The sequence below is a fragment of the Yinghuangia seranimata genome (genome assembly GCF_029953285.1).
Classification (GTDB): Bacteria; Actinomycetota; Actinomycetes; order Streptomycetales; family Streptomycetaceae; genus Yinghuangia; species Yinghuangia seranimata.
Genome location: NZ_JASAOI010000030.1, coordinates 83,437 through 104,100, shown reverse-complemented (window position 1 = coordinate 104,100; position 20,664 = coordinate 83,437). Strand labels below are relative to the sequence as shown.

Below are 20,664 nucleotides of genomic sequence, written 5' to 3'. Positions count from 1 at the left end.
CCCCCCCCCCCCCCGGGGGCCCCCCCCGCGCCCCCCCCCCCCCCCGCCCCCCCCCCCCCCCCCCCCCCCGCCGGCCCCCGCCGCGTTTCCGCGGCTCAGCGGCAGCCGCTCAGCACTCGATGATGTTGACCGCGAGGCCGCCGCGGGCGGTCTCCTTGTACTTGGTCTTCATGTCGGCGCCGGTTTCCTTCATCGTCTTGATCGCCTTGTCGAGCGAGACGTGGTGGCGGCCGTCGCCGCGCAGGGCCATGCGGGCGGCGGTGACGGCCTTGACGGCGGCCATGCCGTTGCGTTCGATGCACGGGATCTGGACGAGGCCGCCGACCGGGTCGCAGGTGAGGCCCAGGTTGTGCTCGATGCCGATCTCGGCGGCGTTCTCGACCTGCTCCGGGGTGCCGCCCAGCACCTCGGCCAGGCCGCCGGCCGCCATCGCACAGGCCGAGCCGACCTCGCCCTGGCAGCCGACCTCGGCGCCCGAGATCGAGGCGTTCTCCTTGAAGAGCATGCCGACCGCGCCGGCCGCCAGCAGGAACCGCACGACGCCGTCGTCGTCCGCGCCCGGCACCGCCGCCACGTAGTGGTGCAGGACGGCCGGGATGATGCCCGCCGCGCCGTTGGTCGGCGCCGTCACCACGCGGCCGCCCGCCGCGTTCTCCTCGTTGACGGCCATCGCCCACAGGGTGACCCACTCCATGGCGTGGCTGGCCCGGTCGCCCTCGGCGCGCAGCACCTTCGCGGTGTGCGCGGCCCGGCGCCGCACCTTCAGGCCGCCCGGCAGGATGCCCTCGGTCCTCAGGCCCTGCGCGACGCAGGCGCGCATGACGTCCCAGATCTCCAGCAGGCCGGCGCGGACCTCGTCCTCGGTGCGCCAGGCCTTCTCGTTCTCCAGCATCAGCGCGGACACCGACAGGCCGGTGTCGCGGGTCAGGCGCAGCAGCTCGTCGCCCGTGCGGAACGGATAGCGCAGCTCGGCGTCGTCCGGCTTCACGCGGTCCGCGCCCACCGCGTCCTCGTCGACGACGAAGCCGCCGCCGACCGAGTAGTAGGTCTTCTCCAGCACCGGCACGCCCTCGGCGTCGTACGCGCAGACCGTCATGCCGTTCGCGTGGTACGGCAGCGAGCGGCGGCGGTGCAGCACCAGGTCGCGGTCCACGTCGAAGGCGATCTCGTGCGCGTCGCCGACGTCGGCGCCCAGCAGGCGCAGCCGCCGGGTGGCGCGGATGCGCTCCAGCTCGGGCTCGACGCCCAGCGGGTCCACGGTGCGCGGCGAGAAGCCCTCCAGGCCCAGCAGCACCGCCTTCGGCGTGCCGTGGCCGTGCCCGGTGGCGCCGAGCGAGCCGAACAGCTCGGCCCGGACGGACACGGTCTGCGCGAGTAGGCCCTGAGACTTGAGCCGGCGCACGAACATGCGCGCGGCCCGCATCGGACCTACCGTGTGCGAACTCGACGGACCTATGCCGATCGAGAACATGTCGAAGACGCTGATCGCCAACGGAGGTGGCCTTTCGTGGGGTCACGGGTCGGGGCGGTGCGGGCCGCGGCGCCCGGGACGGGGGTGGGTCCGGGCAACGCTCTCCCCAGGGTACGCACTGTGACGCACGTGATCACCCGGCCGTACCGGATGTTCCGGAGCATTCGCGCGCATGACGCGGACCGCTCACCGGGCGTATCCGGCCGCGCGGGTCCAACGCGGTTGCGGCGTAAGGGCGGGGCTCAGCGCGCGTACTCGGTCGCGCGGCTCTCCCGCACCACGGTGACGCGGACCTGGCCGGGGTAGGTCAGCTCCTCCTCGATCCGCTTGGCGACGTCCCGCGCGATGACGTGCGCCTGGATGTCGTCGACCAGGTCCGGCACGACCATGACCCGCACCTCGCGGCCGGCCTGCATCGCGTAGACCTTGTCCACGCCCGCGTGCCCGCGCGCGATCTCCTCCAGGCGGGCCAGCCGCTTGACGTACACCTCCACCGACTCGCGGCGCGCGCCGGGACGGCCGCCCGAGATCGCGTCGGCGGCCTGCGTCAGGACGGCCTCCACCGAGCGCACGTCCACCTCGTTGTGGTGCGCCTCGATCGCGTGCACCACGTCGTCGGGCTCGCCGTATCGGCGGGCGAGCTCCGCGCCGACCCGGGCGTGGCTGCCCTCCATCTCGTGCGTCACGGCCTTGCCGATGTCGTGCAGCACGGTGCAACGCTTCAGCAGCGGGGCGGGCAGGCGCAGCTCGGCGGCCATCATGCCGGCGATGTGCGCGGCCTCGACCAGGTGCTTGAGCACGTTCTGGCCGTACGACGTGCGGTAGCGCAGCTTGCCCAGCAGCGCGATCAGCTCCGGGTGCAGGTCGGTCAGGCCGAGGTCGACGACGGCGTCCTCGCCGGCCCGGACGCAGCCGCGCTCCACCTCCAGGCGGCAGCGCTCGTGCGTCTCCTCGATGCGCTGCGGGTGGATGCGGCCGTCCGCGACCAGGGTCTCCAGGGTGAGCCGGCCCACCTCGCGGCGCACCGGGTCGAAGCACGACAGCAGCACCGCCTCGGGGGTGTCGTCGATGATCAGGTTGACCCCGGTGGCCGCCTCGAACGCCCGGATGTTGCGGCCCTCGCGGCCGATGATCCGGCCCTTCATGTCGTCGTGCGGCAGATGCAGCAACGACACCACCGACTCGGCGGTCTGCTCGGTCGCGACGCGCTGGATCGCCATCGTGACGATGTCGCGCGCCCGCGAGTCCCCCTCCCGGCGCGCCGCGGCCTCGATGTCGCGCACCAGGATCGCCGCCTCGCGCTTCGCCTGGTGCTCGATGCCGCGCACCAGCTCGTCCTTCGCGGCGTCCGACGTCAGGCCGGCGGTGCGCTCCAGGATCGCGCGGCGCTCGTCGGCGGCCTGGGCGAGCCGGGACCGCTCCACCGTCGCGCGTTCCTCGGCGGCGGCGAGCTCGGCGGCCCGAGCGCGCAGCCGGGACCGGTCCGCGTCCAACCGCTCCTCGCGCTCGGCGGCCCGGTGCTCGCGGCGTTCGACGTCGGCGCGCTGCTCCCGCAGTTCGTCCCGGATCCGCCCGGCGTCGCGCTCCGCCCGGTCCCGGATCCCGGCGGCCTCGACGGCGGCCCGGCTGAGCTCCGCGGCCACCGCCTCGGGCGCCGCCGCGCGGACCCGGCGGGCCGCGGCCAGCAGGGCGAGCGACACCACGAGCGCCCCGACGGCCACGGTCGCGGCGACGGCGTACGGCACGGCCTGTCCGGCATCCAGGGCTACCACCACGAGGCCCACTCCCTCTCTCCGCACTCGGTCCGCTCGACGCGCGGCGTTCCGCGGACACGCTGAGGCACCGCGAGGCGAGGGAGGACCGCGAACAGCACCGCGGGACACCGCGGTCGGTGTCGCCCGGCGGAGCCGGATCCGGGAACCGGCCGGGCTCGCACCGGTTCCGGAGTCGGGTGGGAGACCGGAGACGGGAGTCCGGCCACGGATGTCGGGGTTGTCGGATGGCGCGTGTGGCGTTGGCAAGACGACAGAACGGGGCGACCACGCGGTGCGCGATGATCCCTCACTGTCTGTGAGGTTAAGTCGAGGTCACAGAACGGTCAAGCAGTCCAGCCCGAACCGACCGTGTTCCCGACGGCAGTTGCCCCGACCTCCACCTGAACGCCCGGTTGCTCCGCCCGGCCGACCGGCCTCCCGACGAGCCCGATCGAACGACGAACACCGGGCCCGGACGGGCGGGTTGCCGGACGCTGAGACAGGGCAGGCACGAGACCACCCGCCGCAGCGGCGGCGCACGCCGCGCGCTGGGCACGACCGCCCCGCGACGGCAACCGCGTTGGTTGTGGCGGGTCGTCGGAGGGCGGCGGCGTCCGCCACGGTTCGGCCCTGGTCGGGGCCCGGTCGTCGCAGGGGCTGTCCAGGCGTCAGTCTTCCGGGGGTTCCGGAGTGTCGTCGTAGTCGCCGTAGGGCCAGGCCTCGTCGTCGTCCGGGGGTGGGTGGGCGGCGGCGTCCTCGTCGAGGGCGGTGCGGACTACGCGGAGGGCCAGGCCCTCGCTGTAGCCCTTGCGGGCCAGCATGCCGGCGAGGCGGCGGAGGCGGACCTGGCGGTCCAGGTGGCGGGTGGCGGCCAGGCGGCGGTCGACGAGGGCGCGGGCGGTCTCGGACTCCTGTTCCGGGTCCAGGCGTTCGACGGCCTCGTCGACGAGCGAGGGTGCCACGCCGCGTTGGCGGAGTTCGCGGGCGAGGGCGCGGCGGGCGAGGCCGCGGCCGGTGTGGCGGGTGTCGACCCAGGCGTTGGCGAAGGCCGCGTCGTCGATGAGCCGGACCTCGGCGAACCGGCCCAGGACGTGGTCGGCCACCTCGTCGGGGACGCCGCGGCGGCGGAGGGCGTCGGCGAGTTGGGCGCGGGTGCGCGGCTGGCCCGTGAGCAGCCGCAGGCAGATCGCACGGGCCGCCGCCTCCGGGTCGGCGTCGGGGTCGATCTGCGCCGGGCCGATGCGGCGCTGGCGGCGTTCGCGCGGTGCGCCGTCGGAGGACGCGTCGCTGTCGCGGGAGCGGCCGCGTCGGTTTCGGCGCCCGCCGCGGCGGCCGGTGTCGGGCGGGGTGTCGAAGTCCCCGTCGGTGTCGCCGGCGGCCGGTGCGTCACCGCGTTCGGCTCGGCCGCGGGCGTACCTCGCCGCGGGGGCGGCCGGGTCGGCGTACTCCCCCGTGCCCGGGTCCGCCGTCGCGGAACCGGGGCCCCCGAGCCCCGTTCCGTCGTCGCTCCCCCTGCGGCGGCGCGTGGCCGCCTTGGGCCGCTCGGTCAGCCCGAGCCCTTCGAAGGTCAGCGTGCCGCCGCGCGCGACCGCCGCCTCCAGTGCCTCCCGGGCGCGCTCGCGCTCGGCCGGGTCGGTCTCCCGGGCCCAGGTGTCGTTCCAGCCCGGCGTGCGGCCGTCGGGCACGCCGACAGCCGGTTCTTCGGGCGGGTCCGCGGACGCGTCGTCGTGCGGCCCACCGGGGGCCGGGTCGGGCCCGGCCCCGTCAGCCTCGTGCTCAGGCCTCTTCTTCAGCGGTGACATCTGCGTCGACGCGCGGGCCCACGCCCAGCTTCTCCTTGATCTTCTTCTCGATCTCGTTGGCGAGGTCGGGGTTGTCCCGCAGGAAGTTGCGGGCGTTCTCCTTGCCCTGGCCGAGCTGGTCGCCCTCGTACGTGTACCAGGCGCCGGACTTGCGGATGAAGCCGTGCTCGACGCCCATGTCGATCAGGCCGCCCTCGCGGCTGATGCCCACGCCGTAGAGGATGTCGAACTCGGCCTGCTTGAACGGCGCGGCCATCTTGTTCTTGACGACCTTGACGCGGGTGCGGTTGCCGACCGCCTCGGTGCCGTCCTTGAGGGTCTCGATGCGGCGGATGTCGAGACGCACGGACGAGTAGAACTTCAGCGCGCGGCCACCGGTCGTGGTCTCCGGCGAGCCGAACATGACGCCGATCTTCTCGCGCAGCTGGTTGATGAAGATCGCCGTGGTCTTGGTCTGGTTGAGCGCACCGGCGACCTTGCGGAGCGCCTGGCTCATGAGTCGGGCCTGGAGGCCGACGTGCGAGTCACCCATCTCGCCCTCGATCTCGGCGCGGGGCACCAGGGCCGCGACGGAGTCGATGACGATGATGTCGAGCGCGCCGGAGCGGATCAGCATGTCGGCGATCTCGAGGGCCTGCTCACCCGTGTCGGGCTGGGAGACCAGCAGGGCGTCGGTGTCGACGCCGAGCTTCTTGGCGTACTCGGGGTCGAGGGCGTGCTCGGCGTCGACGATGGCGGCGACGCCGCCGGCGCGCTGGGCGTTGGCGATCGCGTGCAGGGCGACCGTCGTCTTACCGGAGGACTCCGGGCCGTACACCTCGACGATGCGGCCGCGCGGGAGGCCGCCGATGCCGAGCGCGACATCGAGCGCGATCGCGCCGGTGGGGATGACCTCGACAGGGGCGCGCGCGTCGTCGCCGAGGCGCATGACCGAGCCCTTGCCGAACTGTCGCTCAATCTGGGCGAGGGCGGCGTCGAGCGCCTTCTCGCGGTCCTGTCCTGCCATCGCTGATGCCGCCCTGTCGGGTCGTGGTGTGCGCTTCATTGTCATGACGCTAACCCGTCGCACCGACATCGTGGGCCGCGCCTCGCACACCTGTGGACAACTCCGGCGCCCCAGCGTAGGCGAACTTTTGTTCGAATACGACTTCGACACACCCCCAGGCCCGGAAAATCAGGCGAAAGAGACCTTGTGGGGGACGTCGAACAAGGGCGCGGAACGGCTCCGCGGCCCGGCGTCAGGCGCGCGCGGCGGCCCGCGCGGCGTCGCGCTTGCGGCGCGCGACCAGGAACGCGAGGTTCCCGTCCAGGCCGGCGAGGAGCAGGAACGGCACGCCGAGCCAGCTGCCGTTGACGAACGCGACGACGGCCGCGACCACGGCAAGCACGGCCACGACGGACGCGAGGACGACGAGACGGTTCATGCCCTCATTCTCCCGGACGCCCCGAACCGCCGGAGCCCGCCCCCCGACACCGGGAATGCGGCCCGCACCGACGCGGTTGAGGACCCTCGGACACCAGGGAAGTTGAAAACGCAACGACCTGGCGCTAGATTGTTAAATGTTCAACCAGAAGAAATGCGTCGCAGGAGGCTCACCATGTCCCGCATTCTCGCCATCTCCGGCTCCATCCGCGCCGAGTCCTTCAACACCGCCCTGCTGCAGGCCTTCCCGACGCTCGCGCCCGAGGGCATGAGCATCGAGGTCTTCAAGGGCATCGACGAGCTCCCGCACTTCAACCAGGACCTCGAGGGCGACGTCCCCGAGTCGGTCGAGCGCCTGCGCCAGGCGATCCGCGAGGCGGACGGCGTGATCATCTCGACGCCGGAGTACAACCGCTCGATCCCGGGCGTGCTGAAGAACGCGCTGGACTGGGCCTCGCGCCCGTACGGCCAGTCCTCCTGGGTCGGCAAGCCGGTCGTGGCGCTCTCCGCCTCCCCGGGCGCCCAGGGCGGCATCCGCGCCCTCGAGGAGCTCACCGGCCAGCTCCGCAACCTCGCCGTGTACCTGGTGCAGGGCCCCGAGATCGCCATCCCCGAGGTGCACAGCCGCCTGGGCGTGGACGCCGAGGCGCAGCGCGTGCTGACCGACCCGGCCACCGCCGGCATGGTGAAGTTCACGCTGCAGGCGCTGCAGACCGCGGTCGAGAAGAACACGGGCGTCCAGCACGTCCAGGCGCTCCGCGACTGGACGCAGTCGCTGGCCGGCTGACGCCGCGTCAGTGACGAGCCGACCCCGCGCGACGCTTTTCGGATCGGCTGAACACGCGTGAAAACGCGGGCGGGCCCGGCACCCCACAGGGTGCCGGGCCCGCCCGCGTTTCGCCGTACGTACGCGGCGTCAGCCCTCATGCGGCGTCGCGCGCACGGCACGTGTCAGTCGGCGCGCACGCAAGAGGGCGCGTGCCGGACAGCGCGTGTCAGACGTCGGTGATGCGCACGCCCGCGTGTGCCTTGTAGCGGCGGTTGACCGAGATCAGGTTGGCGGTCAGCGCCTCGACCTGGCCCGCGTTGCGCAGCCGGCCGGCGAACACCCCGCGCATGCCCGGGATACGGCTCGCGAGCGCCTGCACGACGTCGGTCGCGGCGCGCTCGTCGCCGAGCACCATGATGTCGGTGTCGAGCGACTCGACGTTCGGGTCGAGCAGCAGCACGGCGGAGACGTGGTGGAACGCCGCGGTCACGCGCGAGTCCGGCAGGACGGCGGCGGCCTGCTGTGCGGCGCTGCCCTCCTCGACGGGCAGCGAGTAGGCGCCCTGCTTGTCGAAGCCCATCGGGTTGACGCAGTCGACCACGATCTTGCCGGCGAGCTGCTCGCTGAGGGAGACGAGCAGGTCCTTGTGGCCGTCCCACGGCACGGCGACGATGACGACGTCGCTCTCGGCGGCGCACGTCGCGTTGTCGGTACCGCGAACTCCCGCGCCCAGCTCCGCGGCGGCGGACTCGGCGCGGTCCGCGCTGCGCGAACCGATGATCACTTTCTGGCCCGCCACGGCGAGCCGGTAAGCGAGGCCGCGGCCCTGCTCACCGGTGCCGCCGAGGACGCCGACCACGAGGCTGCCGACGTCCGGCAGGTCCCGCGGGTCGCGCTGAGCGTTGGAGGGGGTAGTCATGGGCGCGATCCTGCCAGGGGGGTCTTGAAGAGGCACGGGGGCGACGCCCAGATGCAGCCGAGGTCACAGCTCAATTCCGGGCTAAGCGGCCATTCGGGGTATTTCGGATCTTTGACACCTAATCTAATACGCCTGATATATGTGACAACAGCCACAAATCGTGCTTCTTTGATACGGAAATCGTTCGGCGACGGGCCGGACATGTCCCGCCCACGGGAGGCACCGATGCCGGCGAAGTTCGTTCTCAGCAAGGCACGTACAGGCAAGTACGGCTTTGTCCTGGAGGCGGCGAACGGCACCACGCTCGCCAAGTCCCTGTCCTACGACACCAAGCGCGAGGCGCTCGCCGCGCTCCGCTCGGTGCAGCGCAGCGGTTCGACGGGCGAGGTCGACGACCAGACGTCGGGCGCCACGGCGGCGCCGAAGAAGGCGACCACCAAGAAGGCCACCGCGAAGAAGACGACGACGAAGAAGGCGACGGCCAAGAAGACGACCGCGAAGAAGGCGGCCAAGAAGGCCGCCAAGACGGCGGTCGCGAAGGCGACCACCGCGAAGAAGGCCATCACGGCCAAGGCCACGGCCGCCAAGAAGGCCACCGCGAAGAAGGTGTCCGGCAAGAAGGCCGCCACCAAGAAGACCACCGCCGCGAAGAAGACGACGGCCAAGAAGGCGACTACCAAGAAGACCGCGGCGAAGAAGACGACCGCGGCCAAGTCCGTCGCCGCGAAGAAGACGACCGCCAAGAAGACCACGGCCAAGAAGGCGACCGCGAAGAAGGCGTCCGCCAAGGCGCCGGCGCGCAAGTCGGCGGCCAAGAAGGCGCCCGCGACCAAGAGCGCGGCGCGCAAGACGGCGACCCGCCGGGTCGCGGCGACGAAGCGCTAGTCCCCCGCGCCTCAGCGAGTCCCCCTGTGGGCGTCGGCCGCCGGCCGGCGCCCACTGCGCGTTTCGCGCGCCGCGCAGCCGCTAGGCGTCCTTGGCGTTCCCGCCGTCGTCACCGTCGTCGCCGCGGCCCTCCCAGGCCTCGTTGCGCTCCCGGACGAGCTCGAGCGCGTGCTCGGCCTCCGAGCGCGTCGCGTACGGCCCCAGCCGGTCGAGCGCGCGGCACTCGGGCCCTTCCTCGACCTTGTTGTGGCGCACGCAGTAGTACCACTCCCCCGCGCGGCCCTTCGGCCGCCGCCACAGCCTCAGCATGGTGTGTGCTCCTGCCGGTCGAATCCGATGCGGCTCGTCCGCCCGCAGTAACGCTCGCGGGTGATGATGCCCCTGGCGCGCTGACTACACTCGCAGGTTATGGCGACTCTCGTTCCCGGCAAGCCGACCCCGATCCGTACCGTCCCCGCCGACATCCCGCGGCCGGAGTACGTCGGGAAGGACGCGCCCACGCCGTACAAGGGGTCCGACGTCCAGGACGCCGAGACCGTGGAGAAGATGCGGATCGCCGGGCGGATCGCCGCCGGGTCGATGGTCGAGGCCGCCAAGCACGTGGCCCCCGGCGTGACGACGGACGAGCTGGACCGGATCGCCCACGAGTACATCCTCGACCACGGCGCCTACCCGTCGTGCCTGGGCTACCGCGGCTTCCCGAAGACCGTGTGCACGTCCGTCAACGAGGTCATCTGCCACGGCATCCCGGACAGCACGCGGCTGAACGACGGCGACATCGTCAACATCGACGTCACCGTGTTCATCAACGGCGTGCACGGCGACACCGACGCCACCTACCTGGTCGGCGACGTGGACGAGGAGTCGCGGCTGCTGGTGGAGCGCACCCAGGAGGCGCTGAACCGCGGCATCAAGGCGGTGCGTCCCGGTCGCCAGATCAACGTCATCGGCCGCGTCATCGAGTCGTACGCCAAGCGCTTCGGCTACGGCGTGGTCCGCGACTTCACCGGCCACGGCATCAACAGCTCGTTCCACTCCGGCCTGATCATCCCGCACTACGACGACGAGCGGGCGGTCACCGTGATGGAGCCCGGCATGACGTTCACCATCGAGCCCATGCTGACGCTCGGCACCCACGAGTACGACATGTGGGACGACGGCTGGACCGTGGTGACCAAGGACCGCAAGCGGACCGCGCAGTTCGAGCACACCATCGTGGTGACGGACTCGGGCGCGGAGATCCTGACGCTGCCGTAACTCCTGGCGCGCAGTAGGGTTTCGCGCGTCCCCGCAGTGTCCCGCGGCCGCGCAGGCCGACGGGCCGCCCCGGAAGGCTTCCATGGCCCAGGCAGGTCGTACCGCGCGTCTCGGCGCGGCTATATGTGTGCTCGTCTTCGCGCTCCTCGCGACGACCGGCTGTGTGACCGTCGACGGCAAACACGCCAAGGTCGCGCCGCTGGGCAAGGCCGAGGCGGCGCGTGTGCTGGCGGACTTCGACGCACGCAACAACGAGGCCTTCGGCAAGCGGGACGCGAACGTGAACGCGGCCATCGAGACCGGCTCGTTCGGCGCGATCGACCAGGCGGCGCTGCACATCGCGGACTTCACCGACCCGCGCAGGACACGCCAGTACCAGCCGTTCACACACGCGCAGCCGGAGTTCTGGATCCCCGCGACGGTGGGGTGGCCGAAGTGGTTCGCGGCGCGGAACACGCCGTCGTACCCGAAGGCGCACAACCAGCTGCTGGTGTTCACCAAGGCGGGCCCGGACGCGCCGTGGATGGCCGCGTGGGGCGCGACGCTCGCCTCCGAGACCGACACGTTCCCCGAGCCGATGCGGGACGGCAAGGGCCACGTCGAGGCCCTTCCGCTGGACGCCGGCGGTTATTCGGTCGGCCCGAAGGACCTGGCGGGCACGTTCACGAAGTACCTGGCGGACGGCAAGACGTCGGCCGACCTGATCACGGCCAACACCATCGTCACGAAGCTGCGCCAGACCCGCGAGGAACCCGTGCAGGACGGCTTCATCCGGCAGGTCGTCGACTCGCCGGCGCAGCAGTACCCGCCGCTGGCCATCCGCCTGAAGGACGGCAGCGCGCTGGTGCTGTTCGCGGTCACGCACAGCACGAAGGTGACGGTGCCGGGCACCCTCGGGGACCTCGACGGGAACGTCCAGGCGTTCCTCGCGAAGAAGCCCAAGCAGACGTACACCAAGCACGAACTGGCGTCCTACGCGGCCGTGGTGCCGCCGACGGGCAAGGGCCAGGTGCAGGTGATCGGCGTGATGAGCGGTGTGATCGGCGCGGACGGCGACTGACCCGCCCGCGCGCGGTCACCTGGCGGGACGCGTCCCGCCGGGGTCACATGCCCATCAGCCAGCGGGTGTCGACCGAGGTGGCGCCGACCGTGTCGCACGCGTCCGTCAGGACGTCGAGCACGCGCAGCGGATCCGGCAGCGGGGTCGCGGGCCCGCGCAGCCAGTGCACGGTCCCGCCGGACGGCAGCCGGGACGGCGGGAGCAGCACGTAGCTGCCGCGGCAGTGCCAGCGCAGCCCGGGGTGTTCGGCGAGCGTCTCGGGGTGGCAGTCGAGTTCGCACGGCCACCACTCGTCCTCGTCGACGGGCGTGCCGCGGGTGGCGGTGAAGAACAGGTAGCGGTCGGGGCCGACGGCGGCGACCGGGCCGACCTCGTCGCCGAGTGCCGCGAGCGCGAGTTCGCCCGCGTCGACCGGGACGTCGAGGACGTCGTGCGCGATGCCGGTCGCGGTCACGAAGTTCGCCTCGGGATGGCGCTCGAGCCACCGCGCGACCTGGGCCGGGTCGGTGGTGGCCTGGGTCTGCCACGCGGACGAGAGCGGGTGCATGCCCGGAGCGGGACAGCCCACGCGGTCGCAGGAACAGCCGTATTCGAGGGGGTGCGCGGCGGGGCACACCGGCCAACCGAGGCGTACCGCCTCGAGGACCAGGTCGGCGCGCCGGTCCCGGACGGTGGCGGGGTCCTCACGCTGCTGGCGGCGCAGCCACCCGGCCACTCGGGCCCGCTTGCCGATGCGATCCGTACGGTCCATGGCACCCCTTCTTCCGCGTGCTTCCCATGATCTCCCGACGCGCGGCGTCACCGTGCACAACGCGGAAGAACGACGAAGGCAATCCCCATCATCGCGGTTTGTCGGACGCGACGACCGGGGTGGGTCAGGAGGTGACCGGAATGCGATCGGTGTGGTACTTCCGGTCATCGGTTCCGGTCGGACGGGGGCGGAATCTGTACGCGGGGCACGCGGGCCCGAGTGGCGGGCGGGCGGGCTGCGGCGCCGGTGTCGGGGCGGGGCGACAGGCGACGGGGCGTACAGGGGTGCGGCGTTCGGTGTACGGCCCGGCCCCGGGGGGAGGCAGGGCCGGGCCGGGGGCACCGGCCGCCGCGACAGCGGTCCTCATGCGAGCAGCCCCGCCCACCGGGAACCGGGGACGGGGCGCTCGTCGCAGCCGACAGCGGCCAAGGAGGGCGACCGCGTGCGGCAGGTTCAGCCGCCGTTGACGCAGGTGTTGCCGAAGGCCGGGTTCAGCGCACCGATGAGGTTCGCGCTGTTGCCGCACACGTTCACGGGGACGTGGACCGGGACCTGGACCGCGTTGCCCGCGACGACGCCGGGGGAGTCGACAGCGGCACCGTTGGCCTCGCTGCTCGCGTGCGCGGCGCCCGCGCCGGCGCCCACGGCGGCACCGGCGACGGCCGCGAGGACGGCGGCCTTCTTGATGTTGTTCACAAATTCCTCCACGAAAAGCTGCCGATCGGGTTCGGCAACCTGCTCAACGAGCCCACCCGCAGAGGGAAACGAGCGACTTGTCCAGATTCACCCGTTCGATCCAGAGGCCGCCGGCTGGGCGATCGGATCGTTGTCCGTGGTGTTGCCGGCCTTCACCATGAAGCACACCAGGCAGTACTTCGACCAGGGCTTTCCCGGCACGTACGCCCCGTTGTACTTCCAGGCGTGCGGCACGTCGTCCTGGCACCGGAACGGCCACGCGTTCCGCCATCCGCTGTCATCGTCCACAGGCACTCCAGAGCCGTGAGGGGTCCTGCACTCACCGTAACGGCCCTGGGGGCGAACGGAGGACCATCCGTGGAGTGCGGCGCGTGCGCAGCCGCCGCCAACGGCCTTCCCCGGGGCACCTTTCCCGCGAAACAGACGGATTCCGGCATTCCGCGACGCGGGTTTCCGCGAAACGCAACAACCGTTCGGGTGCAGCTGTCAGCCTGGCCGCCATGTCCTACGGATACGGGGGGCCGCCCGCGTTCGGCCCGCCTCCTCGCGCCCTGCCCTGGTACCAGCGCACCGGCTGGATCGTGGCGCTGCTGATATTCGTGGCGCCGATCGGGATCTTCCTGATGTGGAGGTTCACGAACTGGGCCCGCCCGGTGCGGATCGCGGTCTCGGCGGTGTGCGGCCTGCTGTTCCTCGCCGCCGCGGTGGGCAGCGCGAACGGGTCGGACGGCAAGGGCGGCGAGGCCGTCTCCCCCGCGACGGCGTCCGCGAGTGCGAGCCCGAGCGCGTCGCCGACGCCGTCCGCGACCCCGACCGCGGCCACGGCGTCGGCCGCGCCCGCGACGACGGCCCCCGTGACGTCCGCGCCGCCGGAGACGAGCGCGCCCGCCACCACCACCCCGGCACCCGCACAGCCGGCGACCGCCCCGGCCGTTCCCCCGGCGAATCCCCCGGCCGCACCGCGCACGGAGGCTCCGCGGCCGCCGGCGACCACGCGGGCACCGGCCCCCGCGCCGGCGACGACGCAGGCGCCCGAGCCGGGCTCGATCGCGGGGGTGCACCCGGGCGCGTTCTGTTCGCAGCACAACATGTTCGGCCGCACGAGCACGGGCACCCTGATGGTCTGCAGCACGGCGCCCGGGGACGACCGCTTCCGCTGGCGGGCGGCCTGAGCCCCCGCGCCTCAGCCCAGCGTGGCCCGGGCGGCGGCGTCGAACTCGACGTACTCGATGGTGGCGCCGCCCGGGTGCCGCACGGTGAGGTTGCGGCCGGTGGGGACGTCGTTGGGGCCGTCGAGGATGTCCGCGTCCTGGTCCCGGGCGAGCCGGAGCACGGCGTCGAGGTCGTCGACCAGCGTCGTGGCGTGCGTGCCGCGGTACGGCGCGAGCGCCTCGTCGGTGCCGGCGAGGAGCAGGTAACCGCCGACGCTCGCGAGCTCGAGGTCGCGGTAGGCGAACCGCAGCCTCGGCTCCTCGCCGGTGAGTTGGAGGAAGGTCGGCAGCGCGGTGTCGAGGTCGTCGACATAGACGCGGGCGAGAGTGGCGAGCACGGACATGGCCCCTCCTGATCATTTCGATATTCCCGAAACAACGAAGCGAGCGGCATACTACGTCCCCTGGGCACGGATACGCGAGGAGGACCGGTGGCACGGCACGACGACAGGGACCTGGACATGGCGGCCGTCCTGCACGCCTTGGGCGACCCCGTCCGCCTCGCCCTGGTCCGCGGCATGGCCGGCGGCCGGGAGAGCGCGTGCAGCCCCGACGGCCTCGACGTCCCCCGCTCGACCCTGTCCAACCACTGGCGCATCCTGCGCGAGGCCGGCCTCACCGACACCCGCGCCGACGGCAAGGCCCGCTACATGACCCTGCGCCGCACCGCCCTGGACACGGCGTTCCCAGGCCTGCTCGCCGCAGTCCTGGGCCCGGACGCGTGAACGCCCGGTCCCCCAACAGGGGCCGGGCGGCGGCGGAAGAGTCGGCCTGTACGCCGGGTTCTGTCTCGCGGGGGCCTTGCGGCCCGCACGGAGGCGGCCATCCATCTACGGCCGACGTTGCCGCCGGCCTCTAGCGGTCTACCCGCAGGCTCGGGCGGGCCGCCCTCGAACGCCTGCGCAGGCGCCCGAAGGCGCCCTTTTGACCTTGCTCCAGGTGGGGTTTACCGAGCCGCCCGAGTCACCTCGGGCGCTGGTGGTCTCTTACACCACCGTTTCACCCTTACCAGGTGTCCGAGGACGCCTGGCGGTCTGCTTTCTGTGGCACTGTCCCGTGGGTCGCCCCAGGTGGGTGTTACCCACCACCATGCCCTGTGGAGCCCGGACGTTCCTCGGCGAGCCCCCGAAGGGACCCGACGCGGCCGCCCGGCCGGCTCTTCCGCCGTGGGTCAAGCGTATCGGTCAGGCCGGCGCGAACCGCACGCGGCGCTCGGCGAGGTCGGCCTCGGTGAGGCGGACCCGCACCGCGGAGCCCAGTTTGAGGCCGGTGCCGGTGAACTTGGCGCGTACCGCCGGGGTGCGCAGCTGGACGGTGCCGGCGTCGCCGCGGTCGTTCAGGTCCACCACGACGGCGTCGAACTCCTCGCCGACGTGCGGCTCGAGCACCGCGGCCTCGACCAGGTCGACCGCCTCGCGTTCGACCTCGTGCGCCTTGCGGTCGCCGGACTCCATCGCCTTGGGCAGCTCGGGCAGCCGGCCGAGCACCCACGCGGGGACGTCGTCGCCCGCGACCACGCTCACGCAGACCTCGCCGGCGAAGCGGTCGACCAGCCGCCGCAGCGGGGCGGTGACGTGCGCGTACTCGTCGGCGACGGCCGCGTGGGTGGCGAGTTCGGGAACGCCTCCGTCGAACGCCGTATAGCCGGCGCCGCGCAGCAGGCCCGTGGCCTCCTGCAGGAACGCGGCGTGGTGCGGGAGCGCCGGGTCGAGCGCGTGGATGACCTCGCCGTAGGTGGCGCCGTCCGGCCAGTCGACGTCCAGCGCCTTGGCGACGCGGCGCATCTGCGCGAGGGCGGTCGTGGGCGCGTCCGGCAGGGTGCGCAGGACGCCGACGCCCGCGTATGTCATCAGGTCGGCCGCGGCCATGCCGGTGAGCAGGGAGATCTGTGCGTTCCAGCCTTCGGCGGCGATGGGCGCGCGGAAGGCCAGCGCCCAGGTGTCGCCGGTCTGGACGATCTCCTGTTCCGGGATCGGCAGGCTGACGCCGCCCCGGTCGCGCTCGATCTCCTCGCGCAGCAGGCCGATCTCGCGCAGCAGCGCGAGGGGTTCCTCGGCGGTGCCGGCGTCGAGCGCGCGCTGGACCTCGGTGTAGTCGAAGCGGCGGCGGCTGCGGACGACCGCGCGCCGCACGTCGGTGCCGACCAGCTCGCCGTGGGCGTCCAGGTCGAGGGTCCACAGCAGCGCGGGCCGGTCCTGCCCCGGCAGCAGGCTCGCGGCGGCCTCGGACAGCTCGGCCGGGTGCAGCGGGATCCGGCCGTCGGGGAGATAGAGGGTCTCGACGCGGCGCATGGCCTCGGCGTCGATCGCCCCGTCCGGGGCCACCCAGGCGGCGACGTCCGCGATCGCGTAGTGCACGCGGTAGCCGGAGCCGTGGCGTGCCAGGTGCATCGCCTGGTCCAGGTCCGTCGAGTCGGCCGGGTCGATGGTGACGAACGGCAGGTCGGTCGCGTCGTGCCCGGTGAACCGCGGCCCGGCCGCGGCGGCGCCGGCGGCTTCGGCGAGGACCTCGCGCGGAAACCCGTCGGGCAGGCGCAGATCGGCGCGCAGCGCGGCGAATCCGGCGCGGAGCCGGGCGCCGTCGGCGACCCGCAGGTGCATGTGGCGTCGGGGCACGCCGCCGAGCTTAGGGTGATTGACCGGCGAATGACGGCTTTTGCCGGTCTTTGGACGGCCGGGCGCGTCATAGGCTAGGCGCGCGGTCGCCACCCTCGCCCCCTGGCGGTCGCGTGCCCTTGTCACCGCGCCTTCCCGGGAGTTCCGTCCGTGCTCGTCCTGCTTCCGCCCTCGGAGGGCAAGGCCTCATCCGGAGATTCCGGGCCCGTCCTCGACCTGCCGGGGCTGTCGCTTCCCGGGCTCAACGCCGTACGCGAGCGGGTCATCGACTCGCTCGTCACCCTGTGCGAGGGCGACGAGGTCAAGGCCCTCGAAGTCCTCGGCCTCGGCCCGAAGCTGCGCGGCGAGGTGCTGCGGAACCTGGAGCTGCGCGAGTCCCCCACACTGCCGGTCGCCGAGCTGTACACGGGGGTGCTCTACGACTCGCTCGGGCTGCACACCCTCGACAAGGCCGCGGGCGAGCGGGCCGACCGGAGCCTGCTGGTGTTCTCGGGGCTGTGGGGCGCGCTGCGGCCGACGGACCGGATCCCGCCGTACCGCCTGTCGATGGGCGTGCGCCTGCCGGGCCTCGGCGCGCTCCCCGCCCTGTGGCGCGAGGCGCTGGACGCCGAACTGCCGGAACTCGCGGGCGACGGGCTGGTGCTGGACCTGCGCTCGTCGGCCTACGGCGCCGCGTGGCGCCCGGTCGGCGCGGTCGCGGCGCGCACGGCGACGGTCCGGGTCCTGCACGAGCGCGAGGTCGACGGGGTCGTGAAGCGTTCCGTGGTCAGCCACTTCAACAAGGCGACCAAGGGCCGGCTGACCCGCGGCCTGCTGGAGTCGGGCGCGGAGCCGGCCACGCCGCAGGAGCTCGCGGAGGTGCTGCGCGAGGCGGGCTGGACGGTGGAGACGAACGCGCCGGCGAAGCGCAACGCGCCGTGGGGGCTGGACGTGGTGGTCAGCGAGATCTGACCGGCGGAGGGAGCGGGACCGCCTGGCCCCGCTCCCCCGCCCGCGTGTGTGTCAGGGGCGCAGGTGCGAGGTCTCGTTGAACACGCGCAGCGACGCGTTCCCGTCCGCCCACCAGTTGATCGACGTGATGGCGGCCGCCGACAGCTCCATCCGGAACATCGACTGCGCCGGGGCGTCCAGCGCGAGCCGCACCAGGGTCTTGATCGGCGTCACGTGGGTGACGACCAGGACCGTCTTGGCGGGGTGGCGGGCCAGGACCTTGTCGCGGGCGACCGCGACGCGGCGGGTGACCTCGGTGAAGCTCTCGCCGCCGGGCGGGGCGGCGTCGGGCGAGTCGAGCCAGGCGGCGAGCTCGTCCGGCCAGCGGTCCCGGACCTCGCCGAAGGTCAGGCCCTCCCACGCGCCGAAGTCGGTTTCCCGGAAGCCCTCTTCGACGCGCACCTGGAGGCCGAGGCGGCGGGCGGCCGCGTCGGCGGTCTGGCGGCAGCGGGTCAGGGGCGAGCTGATCACGGCCTGCACGGTGCCGCGGGACGCGAGGAACTCCGCGGCGCGTTCGGCCTGCCAGAGTCCGTGCTCCGACAGTTCGGGGTCGGTGCCGCCGCCGGAGCCGGAGAACCGCTTCTGCGGGGTGAGCGCGGTCTCGCCGTGGCGCAGCAGCACCAGCGTGGTGGGGGTGCCCAGGTCGGGGCCCCAGCCGGCGGGCGGCGGGACGGACTTGGCGTCGGCTATGTCCTCGGGCGACTCGGCGGCGGCGGCCGCGGAGGTCGCCGCGGCGGACTGCTTCGGCTCCCACTGGCGGCCCTGCGCCGCGGCGTCCATGGCCTCGTTGGCGAGCCGGTCCGCGTACTTGTTCTTCTCGCGCGGCACCCACGTGTAGGTGACGCGGCCCGCCGGGAAGACCGCGCGCACCTGGGCGGCGAGGTCCTGCATGTCGGCGTGCTTGATCTTCCAGCGCCCCGACATCTGCTCGACGACGAGCTTGGAGTCGGCGCGCACCTCGACCCGCGCGTCGGGGTCGAGGTCGCGGACCGCGCTCAGGCCCGCGAGCACACCGCGGTACTCGGCCACGTTGTTGGTCGCGACGCCGATGGACTCGCCGCGCTCCCACAGCACTTCGCCGCTCTCGGCGTCACGCACCAAGGCGCCGAAGGCGGCCGGGCCCGGGTTGCCCCGGGAGCCGCCGTCGGCCTCGACGATGAACCGGCGGGTGCTCAAAGGCCCGACTCGGCGGTGCGCACCAGGATGCGGCGGCAGTTGTCGCAGCGCACGATCGCGTCGGCGGCCGCGGCACGGATCGCGTTGAGGTCGGTGATGCCGAGCTCGAGACGGCAGCCTTCGCAGCGGCGCTGGTACAGGGCGGCCGCGGCGACGCCGTGCGCCTGCTCGCGGATCTTCTCGTACAACTTGAGCAGGTCGGCGGGGATCGCGGCGGCCACGACGTCGCGCTGCTTGGCGTCGCCGGCGCTGTCCTGGTCGATCTCGGCGATGGCGGCGTCGCGGCGCCCGGCGGCGGCGTCGCGCTCGGCCTGCGCGGCGTCGCGCTCCTCGACGAGACCGGCGAGCCGGCCCTGGATCTCCTCGCGGCGCTCCATCACCTCGAGCACGACCTCTTCGAGGTCGGCCTGGCGCTTGCCGAGCGAGACGATCTCGTGCTGGAGGTTCTCCAGCTCCTTCGGGTTGCTGATGTGCCCCGAGTCGAGCCGCTGCTGGTCGCGCTCGGCGCGGGTGCGGACCTGGTCGACGTCCTGCTCGGCCTTGGTCTGCTCGCGCGCCGCGTCGCTGTCCTCGGTCTCGGCGGCGACGACGAGGTCGCGCAGCGTGGTGAGGCGGCTGCCGAGGCGGTCGATCTCCTCGTGCTCGGGCAGCGTGCGGCGCCGGTGGGCGAGCCGGTCCAGGCGCGAGTCGAGGGCCTGCAGGTCGAGCAGGCGGAGCTGGTCGGCGGGCGCGGCGTTCAGCGGTTTCTCCTTCACACGGGTGCTGCGGGGCGGTACGGGCTGGACGGCGCCGGTTGCTGACGCCCTGTCATGTCGGGGTGGCGCCGCGGAGGCGGGCCGGGTGCGGGGCCGACCGGGCGGCCGGGGGGCCGGACGGCTCGGGGCCGCGTCGGTCAGGGGCTGGGCACGTGGAACGACCACGGGTCGGTGGCCAGGCGTGAGACGTACGTCTCCACCGTAGCCCCGGACGCCGCCAACGCGGACGTCAGTTCTCGCGCGGCCTGGTCGAGCCACGGCCACTCGGTCGCCCAGTGCGCGGCGTCGACGAGCGCGGGGCTGCCGGCCTCCAGCGCCTCGGACGCGGGGTGGTGGCGCAGGTCCGCGGTGACGTACGCGTCGACCCCCGCGCGCCGGGCCGCCTCGAACAGGCTGTCGCCCGCGCCGCCGCACACCGCGACGGTACGGACGAGGCGCTCCGGGTCGCCGGCGACCCGGATGCCGGCGGCGGTGGCGGGCAGCGCCTTGGCGGTGCGCGCGGCGAACGCGGCGAGCGTCTCGGGCTCGGCGAGCGTCCCGATGCGGCCGATGCCGCGGCAGCCGTCGGGGTCGGCGGCGCTCGGGTCGAGCGGGCCCGTGACCGTGAGGCCGAGCGCGGCGGCGAGCGCGTCGGAGACGCCCGGGTCGGCGGAGTCGGCGTTCGTGTGCGCGACGGCGAGCGCGCAGTCGCCCTTGATCAGGCTGTGCACGAGGCGGCCCTTGAAGCCGGTCGCGGCCACCGAGTGCACGCCGCGCAGGAACAAGGGGTGGTGGGTGACCAGCAGGTCGGCGCCCCACGCGAGGGCCTCGTCGGCGACCGACTGCACGGGGTCGACGGCGAACGCGACCTTGCGGACCTCGGCGTCCGGGTCCCCGCAGACCAGCCCGACCGCGTCCCACGACTCGGCCCAGGTCGGGTCGTACAAGCGGTGCAGGGTGGCGAGGACGTCGGAGAGCTTGGGCACGGGGTTGAGATTACCGTGATCCGCGCGGACGGCCGGACGAGCGGCCGAGCCCGCGCGGACGGGCGCGGAAGCGCTCGGGACCGCGCTCCGACAGGGGCGCTCGGCGCGCGACGGCGGGCCCGGCGGGGAGCAACCGGCGCCAACCCGGCGAAAAGCGCCTGAGCC

General features: G+C 73.2%; 22 protein-coding genes and 1 other RNA gene. 7 read left to right on the top strand and 16 right to left on the bottom strand.

Going from position 1 to position 20,664, the window contains the following annotated elements; translation table 11 throughout:
• Window positions 1–109: 109 nt before the first annotated feature.
• The 5 genes from QI554_RS20910 to QI554_RS20890 all read right to left on the bottom strand — a co-directional run bounded on the left by QI554_RS20910 (window position 110) and on the right by QI554_RS20890 (window position 6,451).
• Entirely contained in the window at window positions 110–1,492 is a 1,383-nt protein-coding gene (locus QI554_RS20910; protein ID WP_281471679.1) for an L-serine ammonia-lyase, read from the bottom strand.
• 221 nt (window positions 1,493–1,713) lie between these two features.
• Window positions 1,714–3,246, bottom strand: coding sequence for a ribonuclease Y (rny, locus tag QI554_RS20905; RefSeq protein ID WP_281471678.1), 1,533 nt, complete (start codon window positions 3,244–3,246; stop codon window positions 1,714–1,716).
• A gap of 647 nt (window positions 3,247–3,893) precedes the next feature.
• Window positions 3,894–4,910 (bottom strand): regulatory protein RecX, encoded by a 1,017-nt coding sequence (locus QI554_RS20900; RefSeq protein WP_343230800.1) that lies wholly within the window; start codon window positions 4,908–4,910, stop codon window positions 3,894–3,896.
• 91 nt (window positions 4,911–5,001) lie between these two features.
• Window positions 5,002–6,033, bottom strand: a complete 1,032-nt coding sequence (gene recA / locus QI554_RS20895) for a recombinase RecA (protein ID WP_281471677.1) — start codon at window positions 6,031–6,033, stop codon at window positions 5,002–5,004.
• A 232-nt stretch (window positions 6,034–6,265) separates the two neighbouring features.
• Window positions 6,266–6,451 carry a hypothetical protein gene (locus QI554_RS20890; RefSeq protein ID WP_281471676.1) on the bottom strand — a complete coding sequence of 62 codons (186 nt, stop codon included), beginning with the start codon at window positions 6,449–6,451 and terminating at the stop codon, window positions 6,266–6,268.
• 174 nt (window positions 6,452–6,625) lie between these two features.
• Between QI554_RS20890 and QI554_RS20885 the strand changes: the two genes are divergently transcribed.
• Window positions 6,626–7,237 (top strand): NADPH-dependent FMN reductase, encoded by a 612-nt coding sequence (locus QI554_RS20885; RefSeq protein WP_281471675.1) that lies wholly within the window; start codon window positions 6,626–6,628, stop codon window positions 7,235–7,237.
• 208 nt (window positions 7,238–7,445) lie between these two features.
• Here the strand turns inward: QI554_RS20885 and npdG are convergent, their stop codons facing one another.
• Complete coding sequence (npdG, locus tag QI554_RS20880) at window positions 7,446–8,138, bottom strand: NADPH-dependent F420 reductase (RefSeq protein ID WP_281471674.1); 693 nt, start codon at window positions 8,136–8,138, stop codon at window positions 7,446–7,448.
• 225 nt (window positions 8,139–8,363) lie between these two features.
• Between npdG and QI554_RS20875 the strand changes: the two genes are divergently transcribed.
• Window positions 8,364–9,023 carry a YegP family protein gene (locus tag QI554_RS20875; RefSeq protein WP_281471673.1) on the top strand — a complete coding sequence of 220 codons (660 nt, stop codon included), beginning with the start codon at window positions 8,364–8,366 and terminating at the stop codon, window positions 9,021–9,023.
• Window positions 9,024–9,104: 81 nt separating this feature from the next.
• On the opposite strand, the gene QI554_RS20870 is transcribed toward QI554_RS20875, so the two are convergent.
• A complete protein-coding gene (locus QI554_RS20870) occupies window positions 9,105–9,332 on the bottom strand; it encodes a hypothetical protein (RefSeq protein ID WP_281471672.1) in 228 nt (75 codons plus the stop codon).
• Between the two features lie 99 nt (window positions 9,333–9,431).
• On the opposite strand from QI554_RS20870, the gene map reads away from it, so the two are divergent.
• Both map and QI554_RS20860 read left to right on the top strand, forming a co-directional pair.
• Complete coding sequence (map, locus tag QI554_RS20865) at window positions 9,432–10,280, top strand: type I methionyl aminopeptidase (protein WP_281471671.1); 849 nt, start codon at window positions 9,432–9,434, stop codon at window positions 10,278–10,280.
• Between the two features lie 82 nt (window positions 10,281–10,362).
• Window positions 10,363–11,340, top strand: coding sequence for an SCO2278 family lipoprotein (locus QI554_RS20860; RefSeq protein WP_281471670.1), 978 nt, complete (start codon window positions 10,363–10,365; stop codon window positions 11,338–11,340).
• A gap of 43 nt (window positions 11,341–11,383) precedes the next feature.
• Here QI554_RS20860 and QI554_RS20855 read toward each other — a convergent pair whose 3' ends face one another.
• The 3 genes from QI554_RS20855 to QI554_RS20845 form a co-directional block, all read right to left on the bottom strand.
• A complete protein-coding gene (locus QI554_RS20855) occupies window positions 11,384–12,091 on the bottom strand; it encodes a bifunctional DNA primase/polymerase (protein WP_281471669.1) in 708 nt (235 codons plus the stop codon).
• A gap of 453 nt (window positions 12,092–12,544) precedes the next feature.
• On the bottom strand, window positions 12,545–12,787 hold the full coding sequence (locus tag QI554_RS20850; protein ID WP_281471668.1) for a chaplin: 243 nt from the start codon (window positions 12,785–12,787) through the stop codon (window positions 12,545–12,547).
• Between the two features lie 87 nt (window positions 12,788–12,874).
• Complete coding sequence (locus tag QI554_RS20845) at window positions 12,875–13,075, bottom strand: hypothetical protein (RefSeq protein ID WP_281471667.1); 201 nt, start codon at window positions 13,073–13,075, stop codon at window positions 12,875–12,877.
• Between the two features lie 212 nt (window positions 13,076–13,287).
• Here QI554_RS20845 and QI554_RS20840 point away from each other — a divergent pair, with 212 nt between their 5' ends.
• On the top strand, window positions 13,288–13,959 hold the full coding sequence (locus QI554_RS20840) for a hypothetical protein (protein ID WP_281471666.1): 672 nt from the start codon (window positions 13,288–13,290) through the stop codon (window positions 13,957–13,959).
• 11 nt (window positions 13,960–13,970) lie between these two features.
• Here QI554_RS20840 and QI554_RS20835 read toward each other — a convergent pair whose 3' ends face one another.
• The gene (locus QI554_RS20835; protein ID WP_281471665.1) at window positions 13,971–14,342 is read right to left on the bottom strand and encodes a VOC family protein; all 372 of its coding nucleotides are present in this window, start codon (window positions 14,340–14,342) and stop codon (window positions 13,971–13,973) included.
• Window positions 14,343–14,429: 87 nt separating this feature from the next.
• On the opposite strand from QI554_RS20835, the gene QI554_RS20830 reads away from it, so the two are divergent.
• On the top strand, window positions 14,430–14,723 hold the full coding sequence (locus QI554_RS20830; protein ID WP_281471664.1) for an ArsR/SmtB family transcription factor: 294 nt from the start codon (window positions 14,430–14,432) through the stop codon (window positions 14,721–14,723).
• Window positions 14,724–14,756: 33 nt separating this feature from the next.
• Here QI554_RS20830 and rnpB read toward each other — a convergent pair.
• Window positions 14,757–15,158, bottom strand: an RNA gene (gene rnpB / locus QI554_RS20825) — RNase P RNA component class A.
• Window positions 15,159–15,182: 24 nt separating this feature from the next.
• Window positions 15,183–16,613: an RNB domain-containing ribonuclease gene (locus QI554_RS20820; protein ID WP_281471663.1), complete on the bottom strand. Its 1,431-nt coding sequence runs from the start codon at window positions 16,611–16,613 to the stop codon at window positions 15,183–15,185.
• A 150-nt stretch (window positions 16,614–16,763) separates the two neighbouring features.
• On the opposite strand from QI554_RS20820, the gene yaaA reads away from it, so the two are divergent.
• Window positions 16,764–17,564 (top strand): peroxide stress protein YaaA, encoded by an 801-nt coding sequence (yaaA, locus tag QI554_RS20815; protein WP_281471662.1) that lies wholly within the window; start codon window positions 16,764–16,766, stop codon window positions 17,562–17,564.
• Window positions 17,565–17,615: 51 nt separating this feature from the next.
• On the opposite strand, the gene QI554_RS20810 is transcribed toward yaaA, so the two are convergent.
• From QI554_RS20810 to QI554_RS20800, 3 genes are all read right to left on the bottom strand, one after another.
• Entirely contained in the window at window positions 17,616–18,779 is a 1,164-nt protein-coding gene (locus QI554_RS20810) for a bifunctional RNase H/acid phosphatase (RefSeq protein WP_281471661.1), read from the bottom strand.
• The gene (locus QI554_RS20805; protein ID WP_281471685.1) at window positions 18,776–19,519 is read right to left on the bottom strand and encodes a zinc ribbon domain-containing protein; all 744 of its coding nucleotides are present in this window, start codon (window positions 19,517–19,519) and stop codon (window positions 18,776–18,778) included. The genes QI554_RS20810 and QI554_RS20805 overlap by 4 nt, the downstream gene beginning before the upstream one ends.
• Before the next feature lie 152 nt (window positions 19,520–19,671).
• Window positions 19,672–20,499 (bottom strand): Nif3-like dinuclear metal center hexameric protein, encoded by an 828-nt coding sequence (locus QI554_RS20800; protein WP_281471660.1) that lies wholly within the window; start codon window positions 20,497–20,499, stop codon window positions 19,672–19,674.
• Between the last annotated feature and the right edge of the window lie 165 nt (window positions 20,500–20,664).